This window comes from Psychrobacter sp. KFRI-CH2-11, from assembly GCF_038239325.1.
GTDB lineage: Bacteria > Pseudomonadota > Gammaproteobacteria > Pseudomonadales > Moraxellaceae > Psychrobacter > Psychrobacter celer.
Window position 1 is genome coordinate 1615313 of record NZ_CP151283.1, and the last position, 24112, is coordinate 1639424.

The window sequence follows — 24112 nt, forward strand, 5'->3', positions numbered from 1 at the left end:
ATCCATATCTTTATAAAAAACGCTAGCAGCAATTGCTGGCGTTTTTTGTATGAGGTAGGCATCATAGATATGATAAATAAGCAAAATAAGAAAGAGGTAAGGACATCATGGAAGACAACCCAATAGCAAATCAGCCAAAAGGCACCAACCAACGAGAAAATAAAGCACCATGGTGGCAACGGTTTGCCGCTGGACTCAATGAGTTTTATCACGCGCCATATCGCCAGACGATGGCACGGGCAGCACGGGACGAAGAGGATTTTTTTATGCTGATGATGTTTGCAGAGAGCCTTGGTATTGATAATCCTGCCAGCTTTTATACCCTTGAGCTACAGCCTTTATTTTTAGAAAACTTCCATGAGTGGCACACCCGTATGGGTATGGATAGATGTCCCTTTGATCATGTTGGCTGCTGCTAGGTGCTGATTTAGGAACTGTTATTGACTGTTATTGTTGATTATTATGATTAATTGCTCCGTGAAATTTAATTGAGACATAAATATGGCCTTACGTCCTCTACATAAACTCATAGACCAACTGGCAGATCAGCCGATTATATTCGTTGGTGGTAAGGGCGGTGTGGGTAAGACAACCACTGCCGCAGCGCTCGCCAGCGATTATGCGCGCCAGCAAAAAAAGACACTGATTATCTCAACCGATCCGGCCCATAGCCTGGGTGATGTGCTCAATGTACGGTTGAGCCATGAGAAAACAGCGGTCACGCCTTATCTTGATGCTATCGAGCTAAACCCTGATATCATCGTCGATGCGCACTTTGCTCAAGTGCAGCGCACCATCAGTGCCTACGCCAACCCCGATATGATGCCCAAGATTCGTGAGCACCTGCGTCTATCTAAGTCGGCACCCGGTGCACAAGAAGCCGCCATGCTCGAGTCCATGTGTCAGCATCTCGTCAGCGCCACAGATGCCAACTCTGATAAGAAGTATGAACATATCATATTTGATACCGCGCCAACTGGCCATACGTTGCGTTTGTTGGTATTGCCTGAGATGATGGGCGCGTGGACAGATGGATTATTGGCACAGCAAAGGCGGCAAGCCAAATTGCGCTCGGTGGCGAACCATTTAGACAGCCACCATCAAATGCGTGGCAGTGGTGGTCGAAGTGGTCAAAAAAACAGCGATCATGATGTGCAAAATCCATTTGCTGCAAAAAAATCTGATCGCTGGGAGCAAGCAGTATCCGTACTAGAAAAGCGCAAAGCTCTGTTTCGTCAGGCAGGCCTACTGCTGCATGACCGTAGCCAAACGGCGATTGTCTTGGTAATGACCGCTGACGTGTTACCACTGGCTGAAACCAAACGCGCTGTCTCACAATTAGAGGACAGTAAACTGCCGCCAGCGGCGATAGTGGTCAATCAGCTGATCACACCGACGCAGGCAGATGCGTTTTGGCAGCATCGTGCCGAGCGCCAGCAGCAGCTACTGCAAGACATTGAAAGTAGTTTTCCCAATTATCCGCTATACCCAATCTATTTGCAAAAAACAGACGTACGCGGTACAGATGCATTAAGTACCTTGCTAGAGGCTTCATGCTAGCTGGTCACTCAGACTCACGTGATTGTAATTTGCTCGCCAGCGACCATGCCATATCGGCACGTAATAGCTGAGCCTGCTCGGATTTACCGCTACTGAGCGATGACCACTGCGGTTTGCCGCGCGCTTTTTTGAGCTCGCTTGGTAGTTTGTGTGTCGGCCATGGTGTGACGGTATGGTCGTCGTCATCTAACGCTGGCTCTATATTGGGTTTTTCACCTTTATATAGCAATTGCGTGGCATCGGTTGCTGCATGACCGCGATGGCGCAGGGCGGTGAGCAAATCTATCGCGCGCGTGGCGAGTAAGGTTAGAGTGGCAGGGTCGATATATAAGCGCTTTACCCCAGTGATTTTATCAGCAATGCTACTGGTATTAGACAATAACCCACCTGCGATACCACCGATGGCAGCGCCCAATCCCAACGTCGTGCCAAGGGCCGCCGCATCAATACCCAAGCCTAATAGTGCACCTGCTGCCGCGCCCGATGTGGTTCGAATACCATAGCTTTTGAGTAGCTCAGGATCAAAAGGATCTTGCTGATAGGCTTGTAATTCAAGCGGGGTGGCTGCTACCGCATTATCATAAAACTTATATAAATTGAGCAAATTGTGCTGCATCGCCCGTTCGCTTTGTCTCACCGCTTCTTGCATTTGTGCAAGTATGGGCATTGGGTCATCATCTTCATTAATCTCATGGACAAAAGCGGCAACATTTAATAAAAAGTCGGCAATGATGATATTGGCTTCATCATACAGCTGCGCCCAGTTCTCCGTACGGCGCGCCATTAGTTGCTCAAGCATCTCTGAGTGAGTGAGCATGGTAGCGAGATTTTGCCATAAGCGCATCTCGTCTTCAAATTCAAAGGCGACGGAATCAAAGCGCGTCGAGATATGCAGATTGCGTCTTGCCAGCATCGTTTGCCAGTCATCGATATTGGCATCCTGACTGTCGGTAAAATTAAATACTGGCATCACCGGTATCGCCGCCCAAGATAAAATAGCCAACTCGTCTTTGTATTTACCGAGTACCAGCTCACGCGCATCGACGACATAAATGGCCATATCACTTGCCAGCAACTGCCGAATCACTTTGGCTTCTTGGCTATAGTCGTCATTGCCGCCACTGCTTGTTAGCGCATCACCACCTTGGGCGATATCTGCGGCCAAAAATTGCTGCAAACGCTCAATACCATCACGGCGACTGGCCGTATTGTCTTCTAGCCAATCCATCAGCCCTGAAGCGTCTTCTAGGCCAGGGGTGTCATATAGTATGACCAAGTCTTCACCGGTTTGGCTGTCTGTGAGTTTGGCTTGCTCCACATGACGCGTGGTGGCCGCCTCATTTTTGACTTCACCAAAATAAACATCGCGTAATAGTGTGCGCAGGATAGAGGTTTTACCTGTATTGGTATGGCCAACGACTGCCAGTTTCAGCGCTTCGCCACTGGCGATGGTTGTTTTTTTGCCAGCGTGCGCTGTCAAGTTGTTTGATTCTTCAGTGGCGTGAGTCTGCGTAGATGTAGTAGATTCAGATACTATTGGCGCGGTCTCTACATGAGGTTCGTCTTTTAGGGCTTTATCGGCAAATAGGCCGACGGGCTGATCATTGGTTTTATTATTATCCATTTTATGTTTCCGTATTATTTATATATATAAACGCTAGAGCTTTTGTGCACATACTAGAAAAAGTGGCTAACTATCCACCAGGCCAATGTTTCGCGCCGCAAGCGCGGTTTGCCACTGTTGATAGCGAGTGTCTTGGTTTGCTATGGTCTGCCTCGGGTCTTTTGCCAAGGTGCCATCACCAAGCAGCTGGATAATAAGCCCGTCTGCCGCATGCTCTGCGATACGATCGAGTTTACGCAGGGTGCCGCGATCAGGCAGCGCATTACTATGAATGCCTAATAACACCTGCACGGGGTGTTTATCAAGATGACTTATCAAGCGTTCCATATCATCGCGGTCATCAACGATACCGAAATCCTCTATCTCACTATTATCAGTGATATTGACATCAAGACCGGATTGCCACCAGTTGTCTTGCTTTGCTGGGTACTCGAGCAGGGCCACCAGTTTTTTACCAGTGCTGACTGTCGCTTTTGGCGCGACAGGGGCTGGTGCTTCTGAAAAGTCGTCAGCATCCACCACATGACGCTGCCAAAAATTCAAAATCTTTTGATAATAAGGCTGCTTGATATCTAGGCGCATTTTTTTGCGGCGAAACATCAACGCACAAAACGCCCAAGCGAGTGCTCTGGGTACGATACCATACATCAGCAAGCTTCCTACCAACAGCCCCGCCCATTGCCGCGCGGCAGACAGCGGCATCGCCTCAGTCACCAGACGGCTTTGGGCGATAGCAGTACTGTCTGGCACATCAAACCCCACCATGCTTGGCAGCCAGCCGAGTATCTGAGTCAACGTGATAAGCGCCTGATCAGACAGTAAGGTCGACTCCCAGCTAAAACTGTACTGACGCACGATCAATAAAAATACAATAGCCAGCAGCATACCCGTCAAGGTAGCGAGCCATAATTGATGGCTAAAACGTCCCAAATACCAGCGCATGCCGCTGTGCTGTAGTTGACGCTCGTACAAGTTCACGGCTGCTTTGGTCACATCGTCTTTACCACGAATAAGATAGCTGGGGCTGACAAAACTGGCAAACCAATTGGACGACTGTTTTCCTTGATTGATGAGCGTCATCGCAAGCCAGCCTAAGAGCATAATGGTATGAAAGCCAAGCAAACAGACCAGTACATAAAAGAAGTTCACCACACTGGTCTGAAGTAGGGCAAACAGTCCTAGAAACCCTGAGATACACCACACCACACTCATGACTATCATGACGCCCTTGATGCGGCCATCAATCTTACCGAGCACCCCTGCCAGCGCACCGTTACTATCAATACGTGAGGCGCGGCGATGCAGCTTTTGGATAGGCGTGCCATCTTCGCTTTGCAGCTTTTCGGTGATAAGTAGCGGGTCGGTTGCAAAGACATGCTGCTGCGTCTCAAGCGTGCGCACCAGCTCAGTCAGTTGGTCTTGGGGTGATAGCATAAGATATCCGTATAAAAGCGTTGGTCAACAATCATCATTTTGATTGTGTGAATGATTATTGTAGCTTATATCGTATGGCGGTGACTTCGGTTATTTTTAGCGTTTTCTCATAGTATATGTAAAATAAATGCGCCAAAATAAATGGAGATAAGCAGCAGCCTATAATACAGATAACCATAAGGATGGCGTTATGAAGCAAAAAAATTATTTGGTCATTGGTGGTACGGGTGGTATTGGTCGGGCGATGGTTAAACAGCTAATAGAGATGAGTGCTAATAATAAAAGCAGTGGAAAAATATTTGCCACTTATCATACAACGAAGCCTAACTTTGTGGCAGATCATTTGTCTTGGCTGTCCATGGATGTCAGCGATGAGGGTAGTATCGAACAAGTCATTGCTGATATGAAGCAACAAGCCACTCATATCGACTGGGTGATTAACTGTGCCGGCTTATTACATACGCCGCACAAGCAGCCAGAAAAGGCGCTACGACAACTGGAGACGGACTTTTTTTTGCAGAGCATGCAGATAAATGCCTTAGCCAGTCTACTGATTGCCAAGCATATCAAGCCATTACTCGCAAAATCTAAACGTAGTGCGGATAAGCCTGCTATTTTTGCGACCATATCGGCGCGTGTGGGGAGTATCACTGATAATAGGCTTGGCGGTTGGTACAGCTACCGTATGAGTAAAGCGGCGCTCAATATGGGGATGAAGAATTTGAGTATTGAATGGAGTCGGTCGCTAAAGGATGTCTGCGTGGTGGTCATGCAGCCAGGTACGGTTGATACCCAGTTATCTTCACCGTTTCAAGGCAATGTGGCGGACGAAAAGCTGTTCTCGTCTGCCTACAGTGCGGCGCGTTTACTGGAAGTGCTTGATAGTATGAGCGCTGCCCAATCTGGTAGTTTTGTCGATTGGGCAGGTGAGTCGATACCTTGGTAAAAGATAGGTAAAACGGGTGATTGGTAAAAGCGTCAAATCATTAATTGGCGACAAATAAATCCATAAATTCATTAACCGGTGTTTGCTCTAAGCGGCTTTGATCATCACATAGCGCAAAGATATCGGCACAGCGACTGTCAATAAAACGTGTGGCCAAACTGGCTCGAAACTTGGCTTTTAGTACCGGAATGCCTTCCTTGCGGCGACGTTTATGGCCGATAGGATACTCAACGGCGACTTTTTCAGTGTGGCTGCCATCTTTAAAAAATACCTGAATGGCATTGGCAATCGAGCGCTTATTAGGATCATGATAGTCCGCTGAATATTGTGCATCTTCTACGACCACCATTTTGCTACGCAGCTCATCGATAGACAAATGCTGCTCGTGATAGTCGTCTTCGTAGTTTTCTGCCATCAAGTCGCCCGTCAATAGAGGCACCGCGACCATGTACTGTAAGCAGTGATCGCGATCGGCGGGATTATCCAGTGCACCTTCTTTAGAGATAATGCGAATGGCTGAGTCATGAGTGGTTAGGACGATTTTTTCGATATCATCGATATTATCTTTGACATGAGGGTGTAGTATTACGGCCGCCTCGCACGCGGTCTGGGCATGGAACTCGGCAGGGAAGCTTATCTTAAACAAGATGTTTTCCATCACATAGCTGCCAAACTCGCGCTGGAAGGTAAACCGTCGCTCCTCTTCAGGCTTGAGTGCCAAGTCTTTATTGGTATGGCTAAACAGCACATCATAAAATCCCCATTGCGGCGCGGTTAGGGCGCTTGGGATACCCATCTCACCGCGGCGAGTGATATCGACCAAGCGTACAGCGCGGCTGGTTGCATCACCTGCCGCCCAAGACTTACGGCTACCAGCATTTGGCGCATGGCGATAGGTACGCAGCGCCTGACCGTCGACAATCGCTTGCGAGATGGCTGCCATGATGCGCTCGCGTGGTAGTTTATAGAGTTTGGCAACGACAGCGGTTGAGGCAAGTTTGACCAAAAATACGTGGTCAAGACCCACACGGTTGAATGAGTTTTCTAAGGCGAGCACCCCTTGTATCTCATGCGCCATGATCATCGCCTCTAGCACGTCGCGCATGAGCAGCGGTGCTTTGTTTTGGCGGATATTTTGCTGACTGATATAGTCCGCCACCGCCAAGATACCGCCTAAATTATCAGAAGGATGACCCCATTCGGCCGCAAGCCACGTATCATTATAATCAAGCCAGCGCACCATACAGCCGATATCAAACGCAGCTTTTATAGGATCAAGTCGATGGGAGGTGCCGGGCACGCGCGCACCGTGGGGAGTGATTTGCTCGCGGCACTCAGGCCCTAGGTGCTTGGTACATTCAGGAAAACGAAGTGCCAGTAGTCCGCAGCCGAGTGTATCCATCAGACAGTAACGAGCCGTATCCCATGCCTCAGCACTATTTGGCGAGTCATCATCAATCGAGTAGCTCAGCACATAGTCGGCGATTTTTTGGATCTCATCGTCGTATTCTGGACGGATATTACTCTCGACGGTAGCGTTTTGAGTATTAGATATAGTAGACATAACCGTTACCTCTTCCTTGAGTCAGATACTTGTATTTTCACAAAGTAACATACTCAATCCAGCATCACAGTGACGTCATGTAAAAACACAAGGCCGATACTTCTATTTATACACCTATATTCTTAAACTTAGATTCAACAAATGGCTATCTTATGTCATCAAATAAATCAGCCCTGCGACAAACATCAGGCTAAAAAGTAAAAGCAGCACACCCAAAACCTTACTGGCCACCCCCGAGCCTGCTGACGGCGGTTTTTTGACTTTGGTTTTTTTGAGTAGCGGCAACACCATGGTGGCGTGTTCGATATTGTCTGTCAGATAGCGCTCGCCTTCGGTGACAAACCCCAACGATTCATAAAAGCTGAGTAAGTAGGTCTGCGCGGAGATAATAATGGGCTTTTTGCCGTACTTTTTGCGGCAGTATTTGATAGCATGCGTCATGATTTGCCGCGCCAGCCCTTGATTGCGATACTCACTGAGTACCAGCACTCTACCGATAGCAGGCATAGAATACGCCGGGTTTTCTAGCGATTTTTTGGGATTAAATTCAGGCGGGATAATACGGCAGTAGCCAACCAGCGCGGCGTTTTGATGCGCGATAAGATGTAAGCAATCAAAATCCACCTCATCCATGTCTTGATAAGCGCAGTTTTGCTCGACGACAAACACCTGCGAGCGGGCTTTTAAAATATGATAAATATCAACTGAGGTTAGCTCATCAAAGGTTTTTATAGAAAATTCACACGTCATAATTTACAGGCTTTTGGCAGTAGGCTAAAAAACAAGAGAAACATCATAAAGCAGTGGCATTATAACGATTTAGCCCTTTATCAACCATGGATAGTTTGACAGATTTTATCTGCATTCAAACGATCAAACTATCCGGTATGGCGTTAAATATCTCAAAAACTATCCGCTGGTACAAATACCTCGCCTGTCATAATGCGGCGCGCTGAGCGGCTCATGGAGACTTTTTTGGCTTGCCAGCGGCCGTCGACTTGTTCGGTCTTACCGCCGACCAGTAGCGTCCCTGATGGATGACCAAAACGCACCTCGGTCAGCTCGCCGCCGCCCGCCGCCTCATTGACCAATGTCCCTTGTGTGGTGGCTGCTGCCGCAATGGCGACCGCTGCGGTACCCATCATCGCATGATGCAGCTGTCCCATGCTCATCGCGCGAACCACAAGATTGATGTCTTCTTTATTAACTGCTTTGCCGCTGGAGGCGTTATAGCTTTGTGCTGGTGCTACCCAAGCGATCTTAGGGATATGCTGACTGCTTTGCGCTTCAGACTCATCGGTAAACAATCCCATCGCCACGCCGCCACGGGCACGAATTTTTTCCAACTTGGCTAATAACTCGTCATTACTATTAATATCGCCTTGCAGCTCTGTACCGCTAAAGCCTAAGTCTTCCGCTGTCATAAAGATAGTAGGGATACCTGCGCTGATAAAGGTCGCTTTGACGCTGTCTTTATCGAGGCCACAACCGGAAACATCAAAGTCATCAACGAGGTTATTGGTCGGGAACATATCGCTAGATGAATCAACGGGATCGATAAATTCAATCTTGACCTCAGCGGCGGGGAAGGTCACGCCATCAAGCTCAAAGTCGCCAGTCTCTTGCACTTGCACCTGACCATTCCCATCCTTGTAGACAGGCACATGAGCAATAATGGTTTTGCTGATATTCTCCTGCCAGATACGCACTTCGCAAACACCGCTGTCCGCGTCTTTATCAATACTACTAGCAATTTTGTCTGCATCGACCAAGCCCATATTAATCGCACAAGCACCCACGGCGGCGGTTAGGTTACCGCAGTTACCCGCCCAATCAATCATCGGCTTTGCGATATTAACTTGTCCAAATAGATAATTAACATCGTGGTCGGCGCGCGACGCTTTAGACAATATCACCGTTTTTGACGTACTAGAGCTACCATTACCCAGGCCGTCGATTTGCTTGCCATAAGGGTCTGGGCTACCAATGACTCGCAGTAAGAAATTATCAAGGGCTTGGCCTGGTTCTTGGCAACGCTCAGGTAGGTCAGATAATTTAAAGAATGTGCCCTTTGAGGTACCGCCACGCATATAGGTGGCAGGGACGGAGATTTGCGGGGCGAAAGTAGGTTGGTTTTGGGTCATTGTTGGAGTCCTTTATATATTTATGACTTGTTTATAGTTTTATTGGTAGTATAGAGTGATCAAGACTAATTGAAATAAAGGTTGTGTTGTTATGCATTTAGGAAAAGAACAAAGTGATAATTCGGCGAAAATTAATCAGATAATGCAAGATAACCCTGATTTGTCTTATGAGTTCATACGTCAATTATTAATCGCTCAAACAGAGATTGAGATAGGTCAGGTTACACCTTTTAAGTTTGGATAGATTTAAAAAGTTAATAATGATAGCGACAAGAAATAATAGTCAGATAGTTATCATCAACTGCGTATACTAGACGGTTAGAATCATCGATACGCCTAGACCAAAATCCTGATAGGTTTTCTTTTAAAGGTTCGGGCTTGCCGATGCCCTCAAATGGACTGCGTTTACACTCTGTGATTAACTTATTGATGCGTTTAAGGGTTTTTTTATCTTGCGTTTGCCAATATAGATAATCTTTCCAAGCGGCATCCGTCCATGCTAGCTGTTCATTCATAGCTTTTACTCGCAGTAGTATTAAGCATCTTCAGCATCGGTTTCATCGCTTGAATAACTATCAGCGTCCTCTACATCTTCATTATCTATTAAATCACGCACTGCCGTCTTGCCAGCTTGATACTGCGCAATTGATTTTGCTAAGTGAGCGGCATTAGCAGGAGATTTTAATAAATAGACGGTTTCCATCAGGCTGTTGTAGTAATCAAGGGACATGACCACAGCATCATCTGCATCACGGCGAGTCACAATAGTGGCATTGGCATCGTCATTAACGGTGTCTAAAACCGACTTTAAATGCTTTCTCGCTTCTGAAAAACTAATTACTCTCATAACAGTCTCCAATACTTGTACAATTAATAGTACATGTTACGCTATTTATAAAAGTATATCAATAATTATAAAAAAGCCGATGCCATATAGACACTCTATACAACATCGGCTTATTTATTACTTATACGCTATGTCTTAACGCTTACGCAATATCTAGCGTACCTTCGATAAACTCTTTGGCAAAACGCTGGAGCATACCGCCAGAGTTGTACATTTTTACTTCATCCGCCGTGTCTAAGCGGCAGATAACAGGCGCTTTATCAACCGTGCCGTCTGTGCGATGAATGACCAGAGTCATATCACCGCCAGCGGAGACGTCCCCTTCGATATCAAAAATCTCAGACCCGTCAATGTTTAGCGTCTCACGGTTGGTGCCTTCTTTAAACTGCACGGGAAGAGCGCCCATGCCGACGAGGTTTTGACGGTGGATACGCTCAAAGTCTTCGGCGACAACGACTTCCACGCCAGCCAGACGCACGCCCTTTGCAGCCCAGTCACGGCTGGAGCCTTGACCATAACCGTCACCGGCGATAATGATAAGTGGCTGCTCACGATTCATATACGTCTCGATCGCCTCCCACATACGCATGACCGTACCTTCTGGCTCCACGCGAGCGAGTGAGCCTTGAATGACGTTGCCATCCTCGTCGCGCACCATTTCATTAAGCAACTTCGGGTTGGCAAAGGTGGCACGCTGCGCAGTCAAGTGATCGCCGCGGTGGGTGGCGTATGAGTTATAGTCTTCCTCAGGCAAGCCCATGGTATCGAGATACTCGCCAGCAGCGGAATCTCCCATGATGGCATTAGACGGCGACATGTGATCGGTTGTGATGTTATCACCAAGCACAGCGAGTGGACGCAGACCTTTTAACTTATTCATTGCCGCCATCTTACCTTCCCAATACGGTGGACGGCGAATATAGGTACTCATTTCGCGCCAGTCATATTGCGGGTCGATGACCGACGCTTCATTACGGCCTGCCTGCGCTTTGGCTTCATCAAACATCGGGATGTACACTTGGTTAAACTGCTCAGGCTTGACCGCTGATTTGACAATAGCGTCGACCTCCGTATCGTCAAACCAGATATCTTTTAGATACACATCGTTGCCGTCTTGGTCTTTACCCAATGAGTCTTTTTCGATATCGAAGCGGATGTTACCTGCGATGGCATAAGCGACCACAAGCGGCGGCGAGGCGAGGAACGCTTGCTTGGCATACGGATGGATACGACCATCAAAGTTACGGTTGCCCGATAGCACAGCGGTACTAAATAAGTCGCGATCGATGATTTCTTGCTGGATATCTGGGTCCAGCGCGCCGCTCATACCGTTACAAGTGGTACAGGCAAAGGCCACAACATCAAAGCCTAGCTTTTGTAGCTCAGGTAGCAACCCTGCTTCCTCTAAATACAGCTTAACGGTTTTTGAGCCAGGGGCTAGTGAGGACTTCACCCAAGGCTTACGAATGAGGCCTTTTTCGACGGCGTTACGGGCGACGATACCAGCGGCCACCATATTGCGTGGGTTTGAGGTATTGGTACAGCTGGTGATCGCAGCGATAATGACGGCACCATCTGGCATCTGGCCATCTTTTGGCTCAGGCAACTTATTCCCTTCGCCGTGAGCAATGCCCTCGGCCACAAGATCAGTCGTTGATACGCGAGCATGGGGACGTGACGGCCCTGCGATGTTGCGTACGACTTTTGATAAATCAAAGCGTAGTACGCGCTCATACTCAGCCTCTTTTAGGCCATCAGCCCAGAGGCCAACTTGCTTGGCATAAGCTTCTACGATTTTGATTTGTTGCTCTGAGCGACCGGTGAGACGCAAGTAATCAATGGTCTGCTCATCGATGGAGAACATCGCTGCCGTGGCACCATATTCAGGGGTCATATTAGAGATGGAGGCGCGGTCACCAACCGTTAGGTTTCGTGCACCTTCACCAAAGAACTCTAAATAAGATGACACCACGCCCTCAGTGCGTAAAAACTCAGTCATCGCTAGCACTAAATCGGTACCAGTAATACCTTCTTGTAGTTTACCTGTCAGCTCGACACCGATGATATCTGGCAAGCGCATGTATGAGGGATTGCCCAGCATCACGCTTTCGGCCTCTAGCCCGCCGACACCGATAGAGATAACGCCAAGCGCATCGACCATCGGCGTGTGGCTATCGGTGCCGACTAGGGTGTCAGGGAAGGCGATAGCATCGCCGTCTTGGTCGGCGACCACTTGTACGACAGGCGACATTTTTTCTAGGTTGATTTGGTGCATGATGCCATTACCAGGCGGGACGACGTTGACGTTATCAAAGGCGTACTGGCACCAGTTGATAAAGTGAAAACGGTCTTCGTTACGGCGCTCCTCAATGGCACGGTTTTTTTCAAACGCATCTTCTTCAAAACCGGCATGCTCTACGGCTAATGAGTGGTCAACGATCAGCTGCGTCGGTACGATGGGATTTACTTTGGCAGGATCACCACCTTTTTCGGCGATGGCATCACGTAGGCCTGCCAAATCGACAAACGCGGTTTGTCCTAAGATATCGTGGCATACCACGCGGGCAGGGTACCAAGGAAAGTCGACTTCTTGCTTACGGTAGATATGCTGCGCTAGTGCTTCACGCAAATCCTCAGGTGGGCAGCGGCGCACAAGGTTTTCGCATAATACCTTTGAGCTAAATGGTAGCTTGGCATAAGCACCAGGCTCGATCTCATTGACCGCTTGCTCGACATCAAAGTAATGTAACTCGGTGCCGGGCAAGAGCTTTTTGTACTTATCGTTCATGGTTTGCGGATTAACTTGCGTTAACGGCTGTTTGTTGTCTGTCATGACGGATCATCCTTACTAAGAAGGGTTATTAAAAATAGCTGTTATTTAAAAAAATTAACCGCGCGCGCCGATGTCCGGTACTGGGCGCAGCTCTTCGCCCGTATATTCCGCGCTTGGGCGAATGATACGGTTGTTGGCGCGCTGCTCAAACACGTGCGCCGCCCAGCCAGTTAAGCGTGAACAGACAAAGATGGGTGTAAACAGCTTGGTCGGGATGCCCATGAAGTGATAGGCTGAGGCATGGAAAAAGTCAGCATTACAAAACAGTTTTTTCTCGCGCCACATGACTTCTTCACAGCGTACCGATACTGGGTATAGCACCTCATCACCGACGTCAGCCGCCAGCTTTTCAGACCAGCCTTTGATGACGACGTTACGCGGATCCGACTCGCTATAGATCGCATGACCAAAGCCCATGATTTTATCTTTACGTGCCAGCATGGCCAGCATCTCTTTTTCGGCCTCATCAGGTGAAGCAAAGCCTTCGATCATGTCCATAGCAGCCTCGTTGGCACCGCCATGCAAATGCCCGCGTAGTGAGCCAATCGCCCCTGTGATACAAGAATGAATGTCCGATAACGTAGACGCACAGACACGGGCGGTAAAGGTCGAGGCGTTGAACTCATGCTCAGCGTACAAAATAAGTGAGACGTTCATCACGCGCTCGTGTAGCTCGTTTGGCTTCTCGCCTTTGAGCAGATGCAAGAAATGCCCACCGATGGTGGCATCATCCGTTTCGGTCTCGATACGCACGTTGTCATGGCTAAAGCGATACCAGTAGTTGATGATAGATGGGAACACCGCCAGCATACGATCGGTTTTATCATTTTGCTGATCGAAGTCGGTTTCCATCTCAAGGTTACCTAGCATCGAGCAGCCCGTACGCAGTACGTCCATAGGATGCGCGTCTGCTGGAATGCGCTCGAGTACGTCTTTTAGCGCTTGCGGTAGGCCGCGCATTTTTTTGAGTTTGGCTTGATACGCATTAAGCTCGCTTTGGGTAGGCAAGTTACCATACAGTAGCAAATACGCCACTTCTTCAAAGATGCACTTGTCCGCCAGCTCAGAGACATCGTAGCCGCGATAGGTCAGGCCTGAGCCTGATTTGCCAACTGTCGATAGCGCGGTCTTGCCTGCGACTTGACCACGTAGACCTGCGCCTGATAATTCTTTTTGTGCTGCCATGGTTGAATTCCTTTTTTTAGGTGGCTTGTTTGGGTAATTGACGAAAAGGGTGGTATCACAGTGATAAGCACTTACAATAGATACTTATTGACTGACACCTATTAATCGGTGCTTACTTGTTATCTGCAAACAGTTTGTCTAGCGTTTGCTCAAACTCGTGATAGTTTAAGAAATCATATAGCTCCATGCGGGTCTGCATGGTATCGACGACGTTTTCTTGTGTGCCGTCATCTAACAGATGCTGATAGACATTGAGGGCGGCTTTGTTCATTGCGCGAAAAGCAGATAAGGGGTACAGCACCATATCGACACCCACTCCATATAGCTGATCGGTGGTGTATAGATCGGTCTGGCCAAACTCTGTCATGTTTGCTAATACGGGGATGTCGAGCACATCGGTAAACTTGCGATACATCTCAATGTCGGTTAGCGCTTCTGCAAAGATCATATCGGCACCTGCTTCTTGGAAGGCTACCGCACGCTCAACCGCCGCGTCCAACCCTTCGACCGATAACGCATCGGTGCGCGCCATGACCACAAAATCAGGGTCGGTTTTGGCATCTAAGGCCGCTTTTAGGCGATCGACCATCTCTGAGATACTGACGATTTCTTTGTTTGGGCGATGGCCGCAGCGTTTTTGTGCCACTTGGTCTTCGATATGTACAGCAGCCACGCCCGCTTTTTCCATTTTTTTGATGGTTTGGGCAATGTTAAAAGCGCCACCAAAACCAGTATCGATATCGACCAATAGCGGCGTATCCACCGCGTCAGTGATACGGCGCGCATCCTCTAGCACATTATCAAGGCTGGTCATGCCCAGATCAGGCAAGCCAAAAGACGCATTGGCGACGCCGCCGCCTGATAGATAGATGGCCTGATGACCGACTTGGGTCGCCATCATTGCGGTATAGGCGTTGATAGTACCGACGATCTGTAATGGTTGGTTTTGGTCGTTTTTTTGAGTCAAAGCTTGGCGAAAACGTGCGCCAGCGGATAAAGAAGTCATGTGGTGGTCCTTGTTATCGTTTTATGAAAAACACTGAGTATAAAAAGTGAGTTTGGTCGTATCGGTTTTTGATTATACCCAAATATCTACCGATGCAAAGACCCTGCTAAGCTAGATTTATAAATGATTACTAATTTATCAGTGAAAGAAAAGTAAATATATTCGTATTTCAAATAGCATTATCCAAAAAATCGCTATTTCTTTGATTTATTATTTATATCCTTTAAATCATAAAAGTACTGACGGTGGTTTATTTACATTTATTTACATTTATATCTGTGCTGGCGAGCTTTGGCAGAGCAGAGGAGTAGGTGCGTTATCTAGTCGCCAAAAAAAGCCCTAATAGCAATACTAAAATGCTAAAAGGGCTTTTGTTCGCTTGAGCTTTATTCGCTTAACAAAGAGGTGCTTTTATGCTCTAGCCAAACATACCAGTTAGGTTGGCTAAGAACAATAACGCAAAGCTGGCTAAGAAAATAAGCCCAGCGATCGACCAAGCATTCATGCCAGCTGATAGCTTTTTATGCTTTTTCACCAGTGAGTAGTTGAGCCAGCCAAAGATGGGCGCCGAGACAAAGGCGGAAATCATAGCAAACTTGAGCATCGCGCCGAGCTGACCTGTAAAGAAGGTAATGATTACCAAACCACCACCGATGGCATAAGTTGTCCAGAACGCGACTTGTTTTTTGTTGATTTCCTTTTCGCCTTTGAGCAAACGCCAGCACTCTGCGTTGGCACGGCCATAACCGTCGGCACAGGTGATGGTGGTGCCAAACATACACATAAAGGCGACGAAGGCGACCAGCAGCCGTGACCACTCACCGATGGTCGCTGTGTACATATTAATCAACTGACTGATATAAGCACCGCCAACCAGCTCAATTTCTTGTCCTGAGCCGTACTGCACAAACACGCCAAGTGATAAGAAAAACAGTGCTAGTATCGCAGATACTGAGTAGCCGACATTAAAATCTAGCAGGCCCTGACGGTGGGTCGTATGATCGGTTTTAACCTTGGCAGAGGTCCACATAGAGGTAATGGCAGCAAACTCTAATGGTGCGGGCATCCAGCCCATTAGCGCCACAATAAAGCCTAGTGTCGCCAAATTCCATGGCGAGGCGGCAACAAAGTCAGCCGCCATCACGGTCGGCTTGCCAGCAGCGATGATGACCGCCGCAATGGTAGCCGTCGTGAGAGCAATCATGATCCATTTGGTCACGCCATCGAGTAACTTATAGTGACCTGCAATCAAAAAGAACCAAGACACGGCTACAATGATGAGCGATAACGTCATCGTCGATAGACCAATAGAGGCGGGCAGCATAAAGCCTAATATCACCGCAGCAATCAGTGACACAGCGCCGGTACTGATGACGGCAGACAAGACAGATAGGATAAAGTACACCCAAAGATAGACCCTTGAGCGCTTGGCATAGCCAGCAATCAGACTCTCACCTGTGTCATAGACATAATCAGTACCAAAGCGAAAAAACGGATACTTAACGACGTTGGCCAAAATAATCATGATCGCAAGCTGCCAGCCATATATCGCGCCAGCCTGCGTTGATGAGATCAGATGCGAGCCGCCGATAGCGGCCGTCGCCATCAAAATCCCTGGGCCAAAGATACGCCAGCTAAAGCCCTTGGGCTGCTGCGCCTCATCGGTTGCGCTGTCGGTCGCGTCGGTGCTTGCAATGCGAGAGTTGTTGAGTGGTTGTGTGGACATGAATACCTCGAGATGTTTGAACGGCAAATCATCACTTACCTGTGTCAGTCTGCCAATGAACGGTCATGAACGTTTTATTACCTTCAAATAAAACGATTCATCTTGTATCGACTTTAGCACACCAAAGTAGCTCAGGAGAATGATTATTCTAATAATTATTACTAATTGTTTGCATGCCCATTCTTGATAGTTAGCATAATTGCATGTAAATATCAAGAGTTTGGACGAATTTTTTTTGGCCGTTCTTTATAACATAATAATCGTTCGATATCTGATAATTTAAGGCATCGAGGCAAATTTTTGTGGTCGATAGGTGATACCGCGCTGCTCATATACTTGATACGTCGCGGTGAGTAGGTCGGGGATGCTAGGATGAACGCAGTCTTTGAGCGTATGTAAATAAATAGGGGAGGTGGCGTTTTCGTGAATGAGGCGCTGATAGCTGATCTGCTCGGTACGGACAGTGCTTAGGCTGGCAGGCACCAGCGTGATCCCTTCGCCTGCCGCCACCAGGCCCAGTGCCACTTGTAAGTCACTCACTGTGGTGGTCATAAATGGTGATACACCGTATTGGGCAAATAAATGCAGCAGCGGCTCGGTGATCGGCTCGTTTTGTACTAGCGGCGCTTGAGCATCCGATGACGTACGCTGCTGGGCTGCAGAATCGGTATCGATTGGCGAAGAGGCCGGCGACTTAGGTTTTGATGACGAAAAAGCTGTCGATACTGTCGATACGGTGGTGGCTATCGGCAGGTGTGTTTGATGGTATAAGATCAAACGGTTATTTGCCAAATCTATTAAACGCTGCGCGCGCACCTGTGCGAGCGGATGCGCCTTGGGCAAGGCCACCACGTAGCGCTCATGACGCAGGAGTATCTGCTGAATCCAAGGATCTTGGTGAGCAAAGCGCCCAAAACCGATGTCAATCTCGCCAGATTTTAGTGCATCGATCTGCTGATAAGAGCTGATGTCTTTAAGATTGACATCGATATCAGGGTTTGACTGCTTTAGGGTGGCGATAATGTCGGGTAGTAGCCCATATAGCACCGATGGCACAAAGCCGATATTGAGTGTGCTACTGGGCATAGATAAGCGCTGAGTCATGCTGGTGACTGTCTCAATCTCTGTCAGTACGGCACTGATTTTTTCATAAAAAAACGCCCCCGCATCTGTCAAATGCAGTGGTCGATGGTAACGATCAATGAGCACCACACCCATCTCTGTCTCAAGCTGTTTGAGCAGGCGACTCAGACTTGGCTGCGACAAACCTGTCTGGGTTGCCGCTGCGCTAAAGCTGCGTAGATCTGCAATCGCAATGAACGCCTTCAGTTGTTTTAAATCCATATCTGAGTGCCTGTTATATCTATTGTTGTCTTTATACTGTATTTTAATCGTTTGATTTAAAACGTTGGCAACGCGCCTGATATGATGAAAGAACCATCATACGTTTGAGACGTACGTTTGAAAAAATCAAGCGCGCCCTGTAAAGGTAAATAGGTAAAGCCTACAAATTGTGCTTGAAGATAGAGCAGTAGGCAATTATATTGGCCGTAACGGTGCTGTTACATTTGGCAAATAAACTGTATTATCCTTTATCTGATGGTAATAGTATAACTGGCTCGGTATCATTCTATGAACGATATAAATAATGACAGTAGTATTGATCTTGAAGCAAAGCTTGACACAAAGTTGGCAAAAAAGATTGCCAATGCTAAAAATCGCAGAGACAAGCGTAATGGTGATATCTACAAGCGTTTTTTGAAACGTGTGCAGCACCCTGAGTCTCATAAAAAACTAGAGCCGCTAAACAGCGCACGTCATCTGCCTACTTATGAGCCGCTGACCGACGAAGAACTGCAATTTTTTGCCAGTCAAGATAAGCATGATACCCAGCCAACAAAGCTGCCAAAAGAAGCGACAGCTGCGGCACCAGATACTGAGCGCGACAACGACACGCTTGATTTTACGCTGGACTTTTCTGAGCCAGATAGAACGACCACAACCTCTCACAGTGTATCAACGCCTGAGGGTGAGCTAGATACCGACAAAGGGACGGGCAGTGTCTTTAGCTCAGATATTTCAGAAATAGATAGTGGCATAGCGCCAAAGCATCACATCGACGACCATGAACCACAGGATCGTCAAGCGGCTGCCAGCACAGAGATTGAGGCTAGCAGCTCTCAAAATACCGACTCTCAAAGTATCCACCCTCAAGACGAGCAAACGCTGGCAAGTAAACGCAAACCGTCAACACTCATTATCGGTATCGGCTCAGTATTTTTAGCAGCGGCTGTGCTGGGTTATGCCGCCATCACTTATTTCTCTAACGATACAAAAGACAACCCTACACAAAGTACAGAAGCCACAACCCCTGATAATGACAATGCAGCAGCCACGGGCACTGTGGCTGTAGCGACTCAGCAAGAGCAAGATGCGATGACAGACACCAGTGCAACTGCTGATCATACAGCGTCAAACGACTCTGATGCAGCACTTAGCTCGGATGAATCAGACGAAATCGCTACAACCGAGCAGCCAGCTGATGAAAGTCAAAGCGAAAGTCAAAGCAATGCTGCCTCAACCAGCGAGGATGAGAATTTGGATACTGAGTTGGATGCTGAGCCTGTGATTACTTACGAAGAATTTAAAGATGAATCACAAACCACCTTGTACCGCGAGACCAATGATTGATGATGTTCTTTGTAGGGTGGACTGGCCATGCAGTGCTTAGCAAGGCAATGTCTAATAAGCGCTAATATAATCACTGATCTAGTATTTTATAGACATTATTTAACTTATGGCTACCTGAAATGAGGTTCACGAGGAAGCATATTAAAATAAAAGAATAGCACAGGTATATTGCAGATTGGTTCATGAACCAGCCAAAAATCGTACGCGGCTTTTCAAAGTAGCTTCTCATGACTATGAGTATTTTTTTACTTTATCAGATAGCTATCTCAGGCGCTGTGCATACTTAGTGCCAGTATTACAGTCATGAATAGAGCACAGGCCATATATCACAAGCAAGCAAGAATCTTTGCCTTCTACGATATTAGCCACTGTTCTTCTAAATTCAGAAATTTTGGGGTGATCTTGTAAGGACAGTGAGTATTGCGTCTTTAATGAATGAGAAAGAATCAAATGACATTAACTGGGCGATTGGTATGATTTATCGCCAATCGCATTGAAAAACACAGCACCATTATGACGAAGTTTGCATATACCAATATATCAAAAATCGCGTGTAAATTTGCGCTCTTAAATCACATCAGAGTAGCACTTGACCGAGCTTATAATCACTGCCATTGGTCGTGTTTAGTATCGCTAATATCTGACTGATTTTGTCACAAACACTCTCTACCAGCGCCGTAGAATAGCGGTCTTGTTGATAGGTGGTCACTATGCGCAAAGCATGCTGATCTTCTTCAAATACATCATCCATAATCTCAAAATGCAGCCCAAACATCGAAATGTCTTTTTTCGGTGGTATCTGCTGATAGTTTAGCGCTTTATTATTAGGAGCAGTTAACGCGCCATTTAAGGCATTATTTGAATGAATGTGTATATAGACATCAAAGAGTAGGCCATCGGTAGGGGACATCCCCAGTGATTTTTGGATAATATCAATCGGGATGTCTGCATAGCGCATAGAGTCATTGATGGTAAAGGTAATATCGTTGAGTAGCGATTCAACCGATTGCTCAGTATCGAATTGGATGCGATGTGCGACCATCGTTGTAAAATAGCCAACCGTATCGAAGAATTCGGCATCGGTTCTGCCAGAGGCGGACGTACCAATAACGATATCGTCTAACCCACTTTGCTTGTGCAAAGACAGGGCTATCGCTGTATATATAACCGCAAATAAGGACGAACCATGTTGCCGAGCAAAGGCAGATATTGTCTGATAGGCCGCTGCATCAAGATCCAGCTCGATGCATTGCGCGTTGGTTGATACCTCATTTGGCGTGATAGTAGCACTTGGGTCAGGCGGCGCAAAGCCTTTAGGAGCCTCACGTAACCTATCTGTCCAATAATTGACATGTTGCTGGTTGATACCTTGCAGCTGCTGAAGTAGTGCAAAATCATTGATATTGCCTGCGCTTGTATCCCACTGCGGCTCTTGATGTAGCGCTCGAGACCAATAAGCCTGAGAGAGGTCTGCCATGATGGTATTTAATGACCATTCATCAATGACCATATGATGTATCAGTAGGGACAATACTTGCGGTTCAGATGCTGGACTTGGCAAAAAGCGAATTCTTAATGGCAGCTCAGAGGCGAGGTCAAATTGGTAATCGGCTTCATCAGTTAGAGTGACGCCTTGACTGTCTTCACTAAACCAAAACCATTGATATTGATCCAGCTCTGAGACGGGCACAATTCGCTGTAGCGTTACATCGTTCTGTGTGTGAAAGGTCGTACGCAAACTGGCATGACGTTTGATGATGTCGCTAAAAGCTTGATAGAGAATCTGTTCATCGACCGCCTCAGAAAAAGCGATAGCAAAAGGCAGGTTGTATATCGAACTAAAGTCGTAGGCCGTATAAGCATGCCACAAAAACTGCTGCGCCAATGTCAGCGGTGCTTGTTCTTGAAAAACGGCAGCACCAGTCGCTGCCGTTGATGCTTCGGTCGTGTGGTCAGTTTTATTGACGCTCACATGCTCGGCAAGGGCGGCAGCTGAGGGTGATTTAAAAAAATCGTTAAAGCCAATGTCGATACCATGAGACTGGGCAAGTTTGCCAATAATACGGGTGGCCAGTAAGGAGTGACCGCCATAATCAAAGAAATCATCTGCCGCGGTCATCTCAGGCTCGGCAAGGGCGGCGCGAAATTCGCCAAGGATAATGGCAGTACGCGCTTCTTGATCTTGCGCCTGCTCTGAGGCGATTTTTTGTGTGTTGTGTGTGGATACTGGCGTTTCAATGGCTGTCCAGCTCAGAGTAGCATCTTTCGGCATTTGCTGATGATAGCGGTTTTGTATGACACCAGTAAGGTCTGCCAGTTGATGAGCTTGATCAAGTATGGGATGCAACTCCAATATAAGAACCGTATCGCATTCAGTATGTACAATAAATGAATTAAAAGGCGGGTTAAGCGCCGCACTCCATGGCATATCCTTTAGCTTGGACATATAGGTAGGGATGTCGATAGCAGCCACGCTAGCTGTCTGTAAGCAGCACTCAGATTGTTCATATTGGTATTTATACAAGTCCCCATCATCACTAAAACGATATCTGACATTTAAGTCAGGTATCTCTTCGATAGTGTCTTTAATCGCTTGGCGTAATACCCCCTCATCGATATCGCCACTCAGACGCCAAGCCCCACTATGTCGAATAACCTGTTCAGGTTGTTGTAATTGTAACATCCAAATATGCTCTTCATAGTCGCTGACTGGCTTGGGTGGCTGTACTTGTGATGTAGAATTCTGCGCCAACATAGTTTGTCCTATTTAATAAAAGTCAATAAAAACCTCATTCTTGTAAAGAGGTATGTGTGTAAAAAGGGTTGGTGTAGCAGCGTATTTGTATCAATGCTCCTATACTCATGCCTCACGTCTAATAATAAGTACCCGATCGGGTTGTACATCAAAAAGTAAGCCGTCCAGCGCCCCATATCCTATCTAAATAAGATATGGGGCGCTGACGTTTTGTACTCATAAATTGTATGCACAAATAAAACGTACCAAAACATATCAGCGAGCTAAGCATTGATGAGCAAATCAGAGTCTTAATTTTAAATGAGGTTGATTATCATTATCATTATGATTATAATCAAAACTATTGTCAAGAGCGTGTATTCAACCATGCCCAAATCATTTATTCATAACAAGGCTCTCAAGCCTTTAATCATAAGTGATTGACAAAGAATAATAGCGGGAACTGATGGCCTGTAAGCACGTATCTAGTAGTATAAAACTTACTTGGGTTGACTATTTAATCGTAAAAAATAACCCTATATAACCTAATCTGTGGTGGGAATGAATGTAATGCTATCTGTTGCTTATCAAGAACGTCTCAATGACTTTTGGCATTATTGCCTAAAAAATCAGTATTTTAATGTTGGCTATCCTGAGTCTGCAGACTTCGACTATTCTGCTTTGTATCGGTTTTTTAATTTTTCCCTCAACAACTGCGGCGACTGGGATGCACCCAGTAACTATGCGCTGAACTCATTTTCGTTTGAAAAAGAGGTGATGAATTACTATGCCGATTTGTTTCAAATACCTTTTGAGGACAGCTGGGGCTATGTTACTAATGGTGGGACAGAGGGCAATATGTTCTGCTGCTATTTAGCAAGAGAGCTATTTCCCCATGCCACGTTGTACTACTCCAAAGAGACGCATTATTCGGTCTTAAAGATTGCCAAACTACTGCGTATGAAGTCGTGTGTCATTGGGTCTTTAGACAATGGTGAAATAGATTACGATGATTTGATTGATCAGGTACAGCGCAATGGGGACAAAAACCCTATCATCTTCGCCAATATTGGTACGACCATGTCAGGGGCGGTAGACAATATAAAAATCATTCAACAGCAATTAGAGCACGTTGGCATCCGTCGTCAGGATTACTATTTGCATGCAGATGCGGCGCTCAGCGGTATGATTTTGCCTTTTGTGGACTGTCCGCAGCCATTTTCATTTGGCGATGGTATCGACTCTATCAGTGTGTCTGGACATAAAATGATTGGCTCGCCTGTGCCATGCGGTATTGTGGTGGCAAAGCGTAAAAACGTCGATCGTATCGCCGTAGATATCGACTATATTTGCGCCCGCGATCAAACCATTAGTGGCTCTCGAAATGGTCACTCCGTGCTATTTATGTGGGCGGCTATTCATAATCGTTCACCACAGCAGTGGCAGCAACGTATTCAACACTGTCTGAACATGGCTCAATACGCGGTTGATCAATTCCAAGAAGCGGGGATTGATGCATGGCGCAACCCTAACTCTATCACTGTGGTGTTTCCGTGCCCCTCTGAGGCGGTGTGGAAAAAGCATGGTCTTGCTGTCTCTGAGGATCAAGCCCATCTGATTGCGACCGCGCATCACAAAGACAGTCACAAGATTGATGCTTTGATTAAAGATGTGATTGCAAGCTTACAAGAGCGTCTACAGCTCAGTTAATGCGGTCTGAGTATCACTTAATCTTAGTATCACTGCTCTACCTAATCTTAAATGCAAAGCGATCAAACCTATTGGCCGCTATCTTTTTCTAATTTTTACTCATGCTGA

18 protein-coding genes are annotated in these 24112 nt (G+C 46.9%); 5 read left to right on the forward strand and 13 right to left on the reverse strand.

Translation table 11 applies throughout. The features are described 5' to 3' along the window. Nucleotides 1-107: 107 nt before the first annotated feature. Both AADH33_RS06715 and AADH33_RS06720 read left to right on the forward strand, forming a co-directional pair. Nucleotides 108-419, forward strand: coding sequence for a cory-CC-star protein (locus tag AADH33_RS06715; protein ID WP_348548368.1), 312 nt, complete (start codon nt 108-110; stop codon nt 417-419). A gap of 82 nt (nt 420-501) precedes the next feature. Continuing rightward, complete coding sequence (locus AADH33_RS06720; RefSeq protein ID WP_348548369.1) at nt 502-1560, forward strand: ArsA family ATPase; 1059 nt, start codon at nt 502-504, stop codon at nt 1558-1560. A 4-nt stretch (nt 1561-1564) separates the two neighbouring features. On the opposite strand, the gene AADH33_RS06725 is transcribed toward AADH33_RS06720, so the two are convergent. Both AADH33_RS06725 and AADH33_RS06730 read right to left on the reverse strand, forming a co-directional pair. Then, nucleotides 1565-3184: a GTPase/DUF3482 domain-containing protein gene (locus AADH33_RS06725; RefSeq protein WP_348548370.1), complete on the reverse strand. Its 1620-nt coding sequence runs from the start codon at nt 3182-3184 to the stop codon at nt 1565-1567. A gap of 66 nt (nt 3185-3250) precedes the next feature. Beyond that, complete coding sequence (locus tag AADH33_RS06730; protein WP_348548371.1) at nt 3251-4618, reverse strand: DUF2868 domain-containing protein; 1368 nt, start codon at nt 4616-4618, stop codon at nt 3251-3253. 190 nt (nt 4619-4808) lie between these two features. On the opposite strand from AADH33_RS06730, the gene AADH33_RS06735 reads away from it, so the two are divergent. Then, entirely contained in the window at nt 4809-5564 is a 756-nt protein-coding gene (locus tag AADH33_RS06735) for an SDR family oxidoreductase (protein WP_348548372.1), read from the forward strand. Between the two features lie 40 nt (nt 5565-5604). Here the strand turns inward: AADH33_RS06735 and AADH33_RS06740 are convergent, their stop codons facing one another. The 10 genes from AADH33_RS06740 to AADH33_RS06785 form a co-directional block, all read right to left on the reverse strand. Continuing rightward, on the reverse strand, nt 5605-7128 hold the full coding sequence (locus AADH33_RS06740) for a bifunctional 2-methylcitrate dehydratase/aconitate hydratase (protein ID WP_348548373.1): 1524 nt from the start codon (nt 7126-7128) through the stop codon (nt 5605-5607). 150 nt (nt 7129-7278) lie between these two features. Next, complete coding sequence (locus AADH33_RS06745; RefSeq protein ID WP_348548374.1) at nt 7279-7878, reverse strand: GNAT family N-acetyltransferase; 600 nt, start codon at nt 7876-7878, stop codon at nt 7279-7281. A 152-nt stretch (nt 7879-8030) separates the two neighbouring features. Continuing rightward, entirely contained in the window at nt 8031-9272 is a 1242-nt protein-coding gene (gene prpF, locus AADH33_RS06750; protein ID WP_348548375.1) for a 2-methylaconitate cis-trans isomerase PrpF, read from the reverse strand. Nucleotides 9273-9526: 254 nt separating this feature from the next. Then, nucleotides 9527-9787: a Txe/YoeB family addiction module toxin gene (locus tag AADH33_RS06755; RefSeq protein WP_348548376.1), complete on the reverse strand. Its 261-nt coding sequence runs from the start codon at nt 9785-9787 to the stop codon at nt 9527-9529. A gap of 20 nt (nt 9788-9807) precedes the next feature. After that, on the reverse strand, nt 9808-10119 hold the full coding sequence (locus AADH33_RS06760) for a type II toxin-antitoxin system Phd/YefM family antitoxin (protein ID WP_025646995.1): 312 nt from the start codon (nt 10117-10119) through the stop codon (nt 9808-9810). Nucleotides 10120-10261: 142 nt separating this feature from the next. Beyond that, nucleotides 10262-12907: a Fe/S-dependent 2-methylisocitrate dehydratase AcnD gene (acnD, locus tag AADH33_RS06765; RefSeq protein WP_348549962.1), complete on the reverse strand. Its 2646-nt coding sequence runs from the start codon at nt 12905-12907 to the stop codon at nt 10262-10264. Between the two features lie 99 nt (nt 12908-13006). Next, nucleotides 13007-14137 carry a bifunctional 2-methylcitrate synthase/citrate synthase gene (gene prpC / locus AADH33_RS06770; RefSeq protein WP_348548377.1) on the reverse strand — a complete coding sequence of 377 codons (1131 nt, stop codon included), beginning with the start codon at nt 14135-14137 and terminating at the stop codon, nt 13007-13009. A 112-nt stretch (nt 14138-14249) separates the two neighbouring features. Continuing rightward, nucleotides 14250-15143, reverse strand: a complete 894-nt coding sequence (gene prpB / locus AADH33_RS06775; protein ID WP_348548378.1) for a methylisocitrate lyase — start codon at nt 15141-15143, stop codon at nt 14250-14252. Between the two features lie 418 nt (nt 15144-15561). Continuing rightward, nucleotides 15562-16869, reverse strand: coding sequence for an NRAMP family divalent metal transporter (locus AADH33_RS06780; protein WP_348548379.1), 1308 nt, complete (start codon nt 16867-16869; stop codon nt 15562-15564). A 279-nt stretch (nt 16870-17148) separates the two neighbouring features. Then, nucleotides 17149-18213: a LysR family transcriptional regulator gene (locus AADH33_RS06785; protein WP_348548380.1), complete on the reverse strand. Its 1065-nt coding sequence runs from the start codon at nt 18211-18213 to the stop codon at nt 17149-17151. 288 nt (nt 18214-18501) lie between these two features. Between AADH33_RS06785 and AADH33_RS06790 the strand changes: the two genes are divergently transcribed. Then, entirely contained in the window at nt 18502-19560 is a 1059-nt protein-coding gene (locus AADH33_RS06790) for a hypothetical protein (protein ID WP_348548381.1), read from the forward strand. A 577-nt stretch (nt 19561-20137) separates the two neighbouring features. On the opposite strand, the gene AADH33_RS06795 is transcribed toward AADH33_RS06790, so the two are convergent. Next, nucleotides 20138-22243: a condensation domain-containing protein gene (locus AADH33_RS06795; RefSeq protein ID WP_348549963.1), complete on the reverse strand. Its 2106-nt coding sequence runs from the start codon at nt 22241-22243 to the stop codon at nt 20138-20140. A 612-nt stretch (nt 22244-22855) separates the two neighbouring features. On the opposite strand from AADH33_RS06795, the gene AADH33_RS06800 reads away from it, so the two are divergent. Next, nucleotides 22856-24004: a histidine decarboxylase gene (locus AADH33_RS06800; RefSeq protein ID WP_348548382.1), complete on the forward strand. Its 1149-nt coding sequence runs from the start codon at nt 22856-22858 to the stop codon at nt 24002-24004. Nucleotides 24005-24112: the final 108 nt, after the last annotated feature.

Coding starts and splice junctions, on each gene's coding strand:
- AADH33_RS06715 (WP_348548368.1), top strand. CDS start 108: ATGGAAGACAACCCAATAGCAAATCAGCCAAAAGGCACCAACCAACGA.
- AADH33_RS06720 (WP_348548369.1), top strand. CDS start 502: ATGGCCTTACGTCCTCTACATAAACTCATAGACCAACTGGCAGATCAG.
- AADH33_RS06725 (WP_348548370.1), bottom strand. CDS start 3,184: ATGGATAATAATAAAACCAATGATCAGCCCGTCGGCCTATTTGCCGAT.
- AADH33_RS06730 (WP_348548371.1), bottom strand. CDS start 4,618: ATGCTATCACCCCAAGACCAACTGACTGAGCTGGTGCGCACGCTTGAG.
- AADH33_RS06735 (WP_348548372.1), top strand. CDS start 4,809: ATGAAGCAAAAAAATTATTTGGTCATTGGTGGTACGGGTGGTATTGGT.
- AADH33_RS06740 (WP_348548373.1), bottom strand. CDS start 7,128: ATGTCTACTATATCTAATACTCAAAACGCTACCGTCGAGAGTAATATC.
- AADH33_RS06745 (WP_348548374.1), bottom strand. CDS start 7,878: ATGACGTGTGAATTTTCTATAAAAACCTTTGATGAGCTAACCTCAGTT.
- prpF (WP_348548375.1), bottom strand. CDS start 9,272: ATGACCCAAAACCAACCTACTTTCGCCCCGCAAATCTCCGTCCCTGCC.
- AADH33_RS06755 (WP_348548376.1), bottom strand. CDS start 9,787: ATGAATGAACAGCTAGCATGGACGGATGCCGCTTGGAAAGATTATCTA.
- AADH33_RS06760 (WP_025646995.1), bottom strand. CDS start 10,119: ATGAGAGTAATTAGTTTTTCAGAAGCGAGAAAGCATTTAAAGTCGGTT.
- acnD (WP_348549962.1), bottom strand. CDS start 12,907: ATGAACGATAAGTACAAAAAGCTCTTGCCCGGCACCGAGTTACATTAC.
- prpC (WP_348548377.1), bottom strand. CDS start 14,137: ATGGCAGCACAAAAAGAATTATCAGGCGCAGGTCTACGTGGTCAAGTC.
- prpB (WP_348548378.1), bottom strand. CDS start 15,143: ATGACTTCTTTATCCGCTGGCGCACGTTTTCGCCAAGCTTTGACTCAA.
- AADH33_RS06780 (WP_348548379.1), bottom strand. CDS start 16,869: ATGTCCACACAACCACTCAACAACTCTCGCATTGCAAGCACCGACGCG.
- AADH33_RS06785 (WP_348548380.1), bottom strand. CDS start 18,213: ATGGATTTAAAACAACTGAAGGCGTTCATTGCGATTGCAGATCTACGC.
- AADH33_RS06790 (WP_348548381.1), top strand. CDS start 18,502: ATGAACGATATAAATAATGACAGTAGTATTGATCTTGAAGCAAAGCTT.
- AADH33_RS06795 (WP_348549963.1), bottom strand. CDS start 22,243: ATGTTACAATTACAACAACCTGAACAGGTTATTCGACATAGTGGGGCT.
- AADH33_RS06800 (WP_348548382.1), top strand. CDS start 22,856: ATGAATGTAATGCTATCTGTTGCTTATCAAGAACGTCTCAATGACTTT.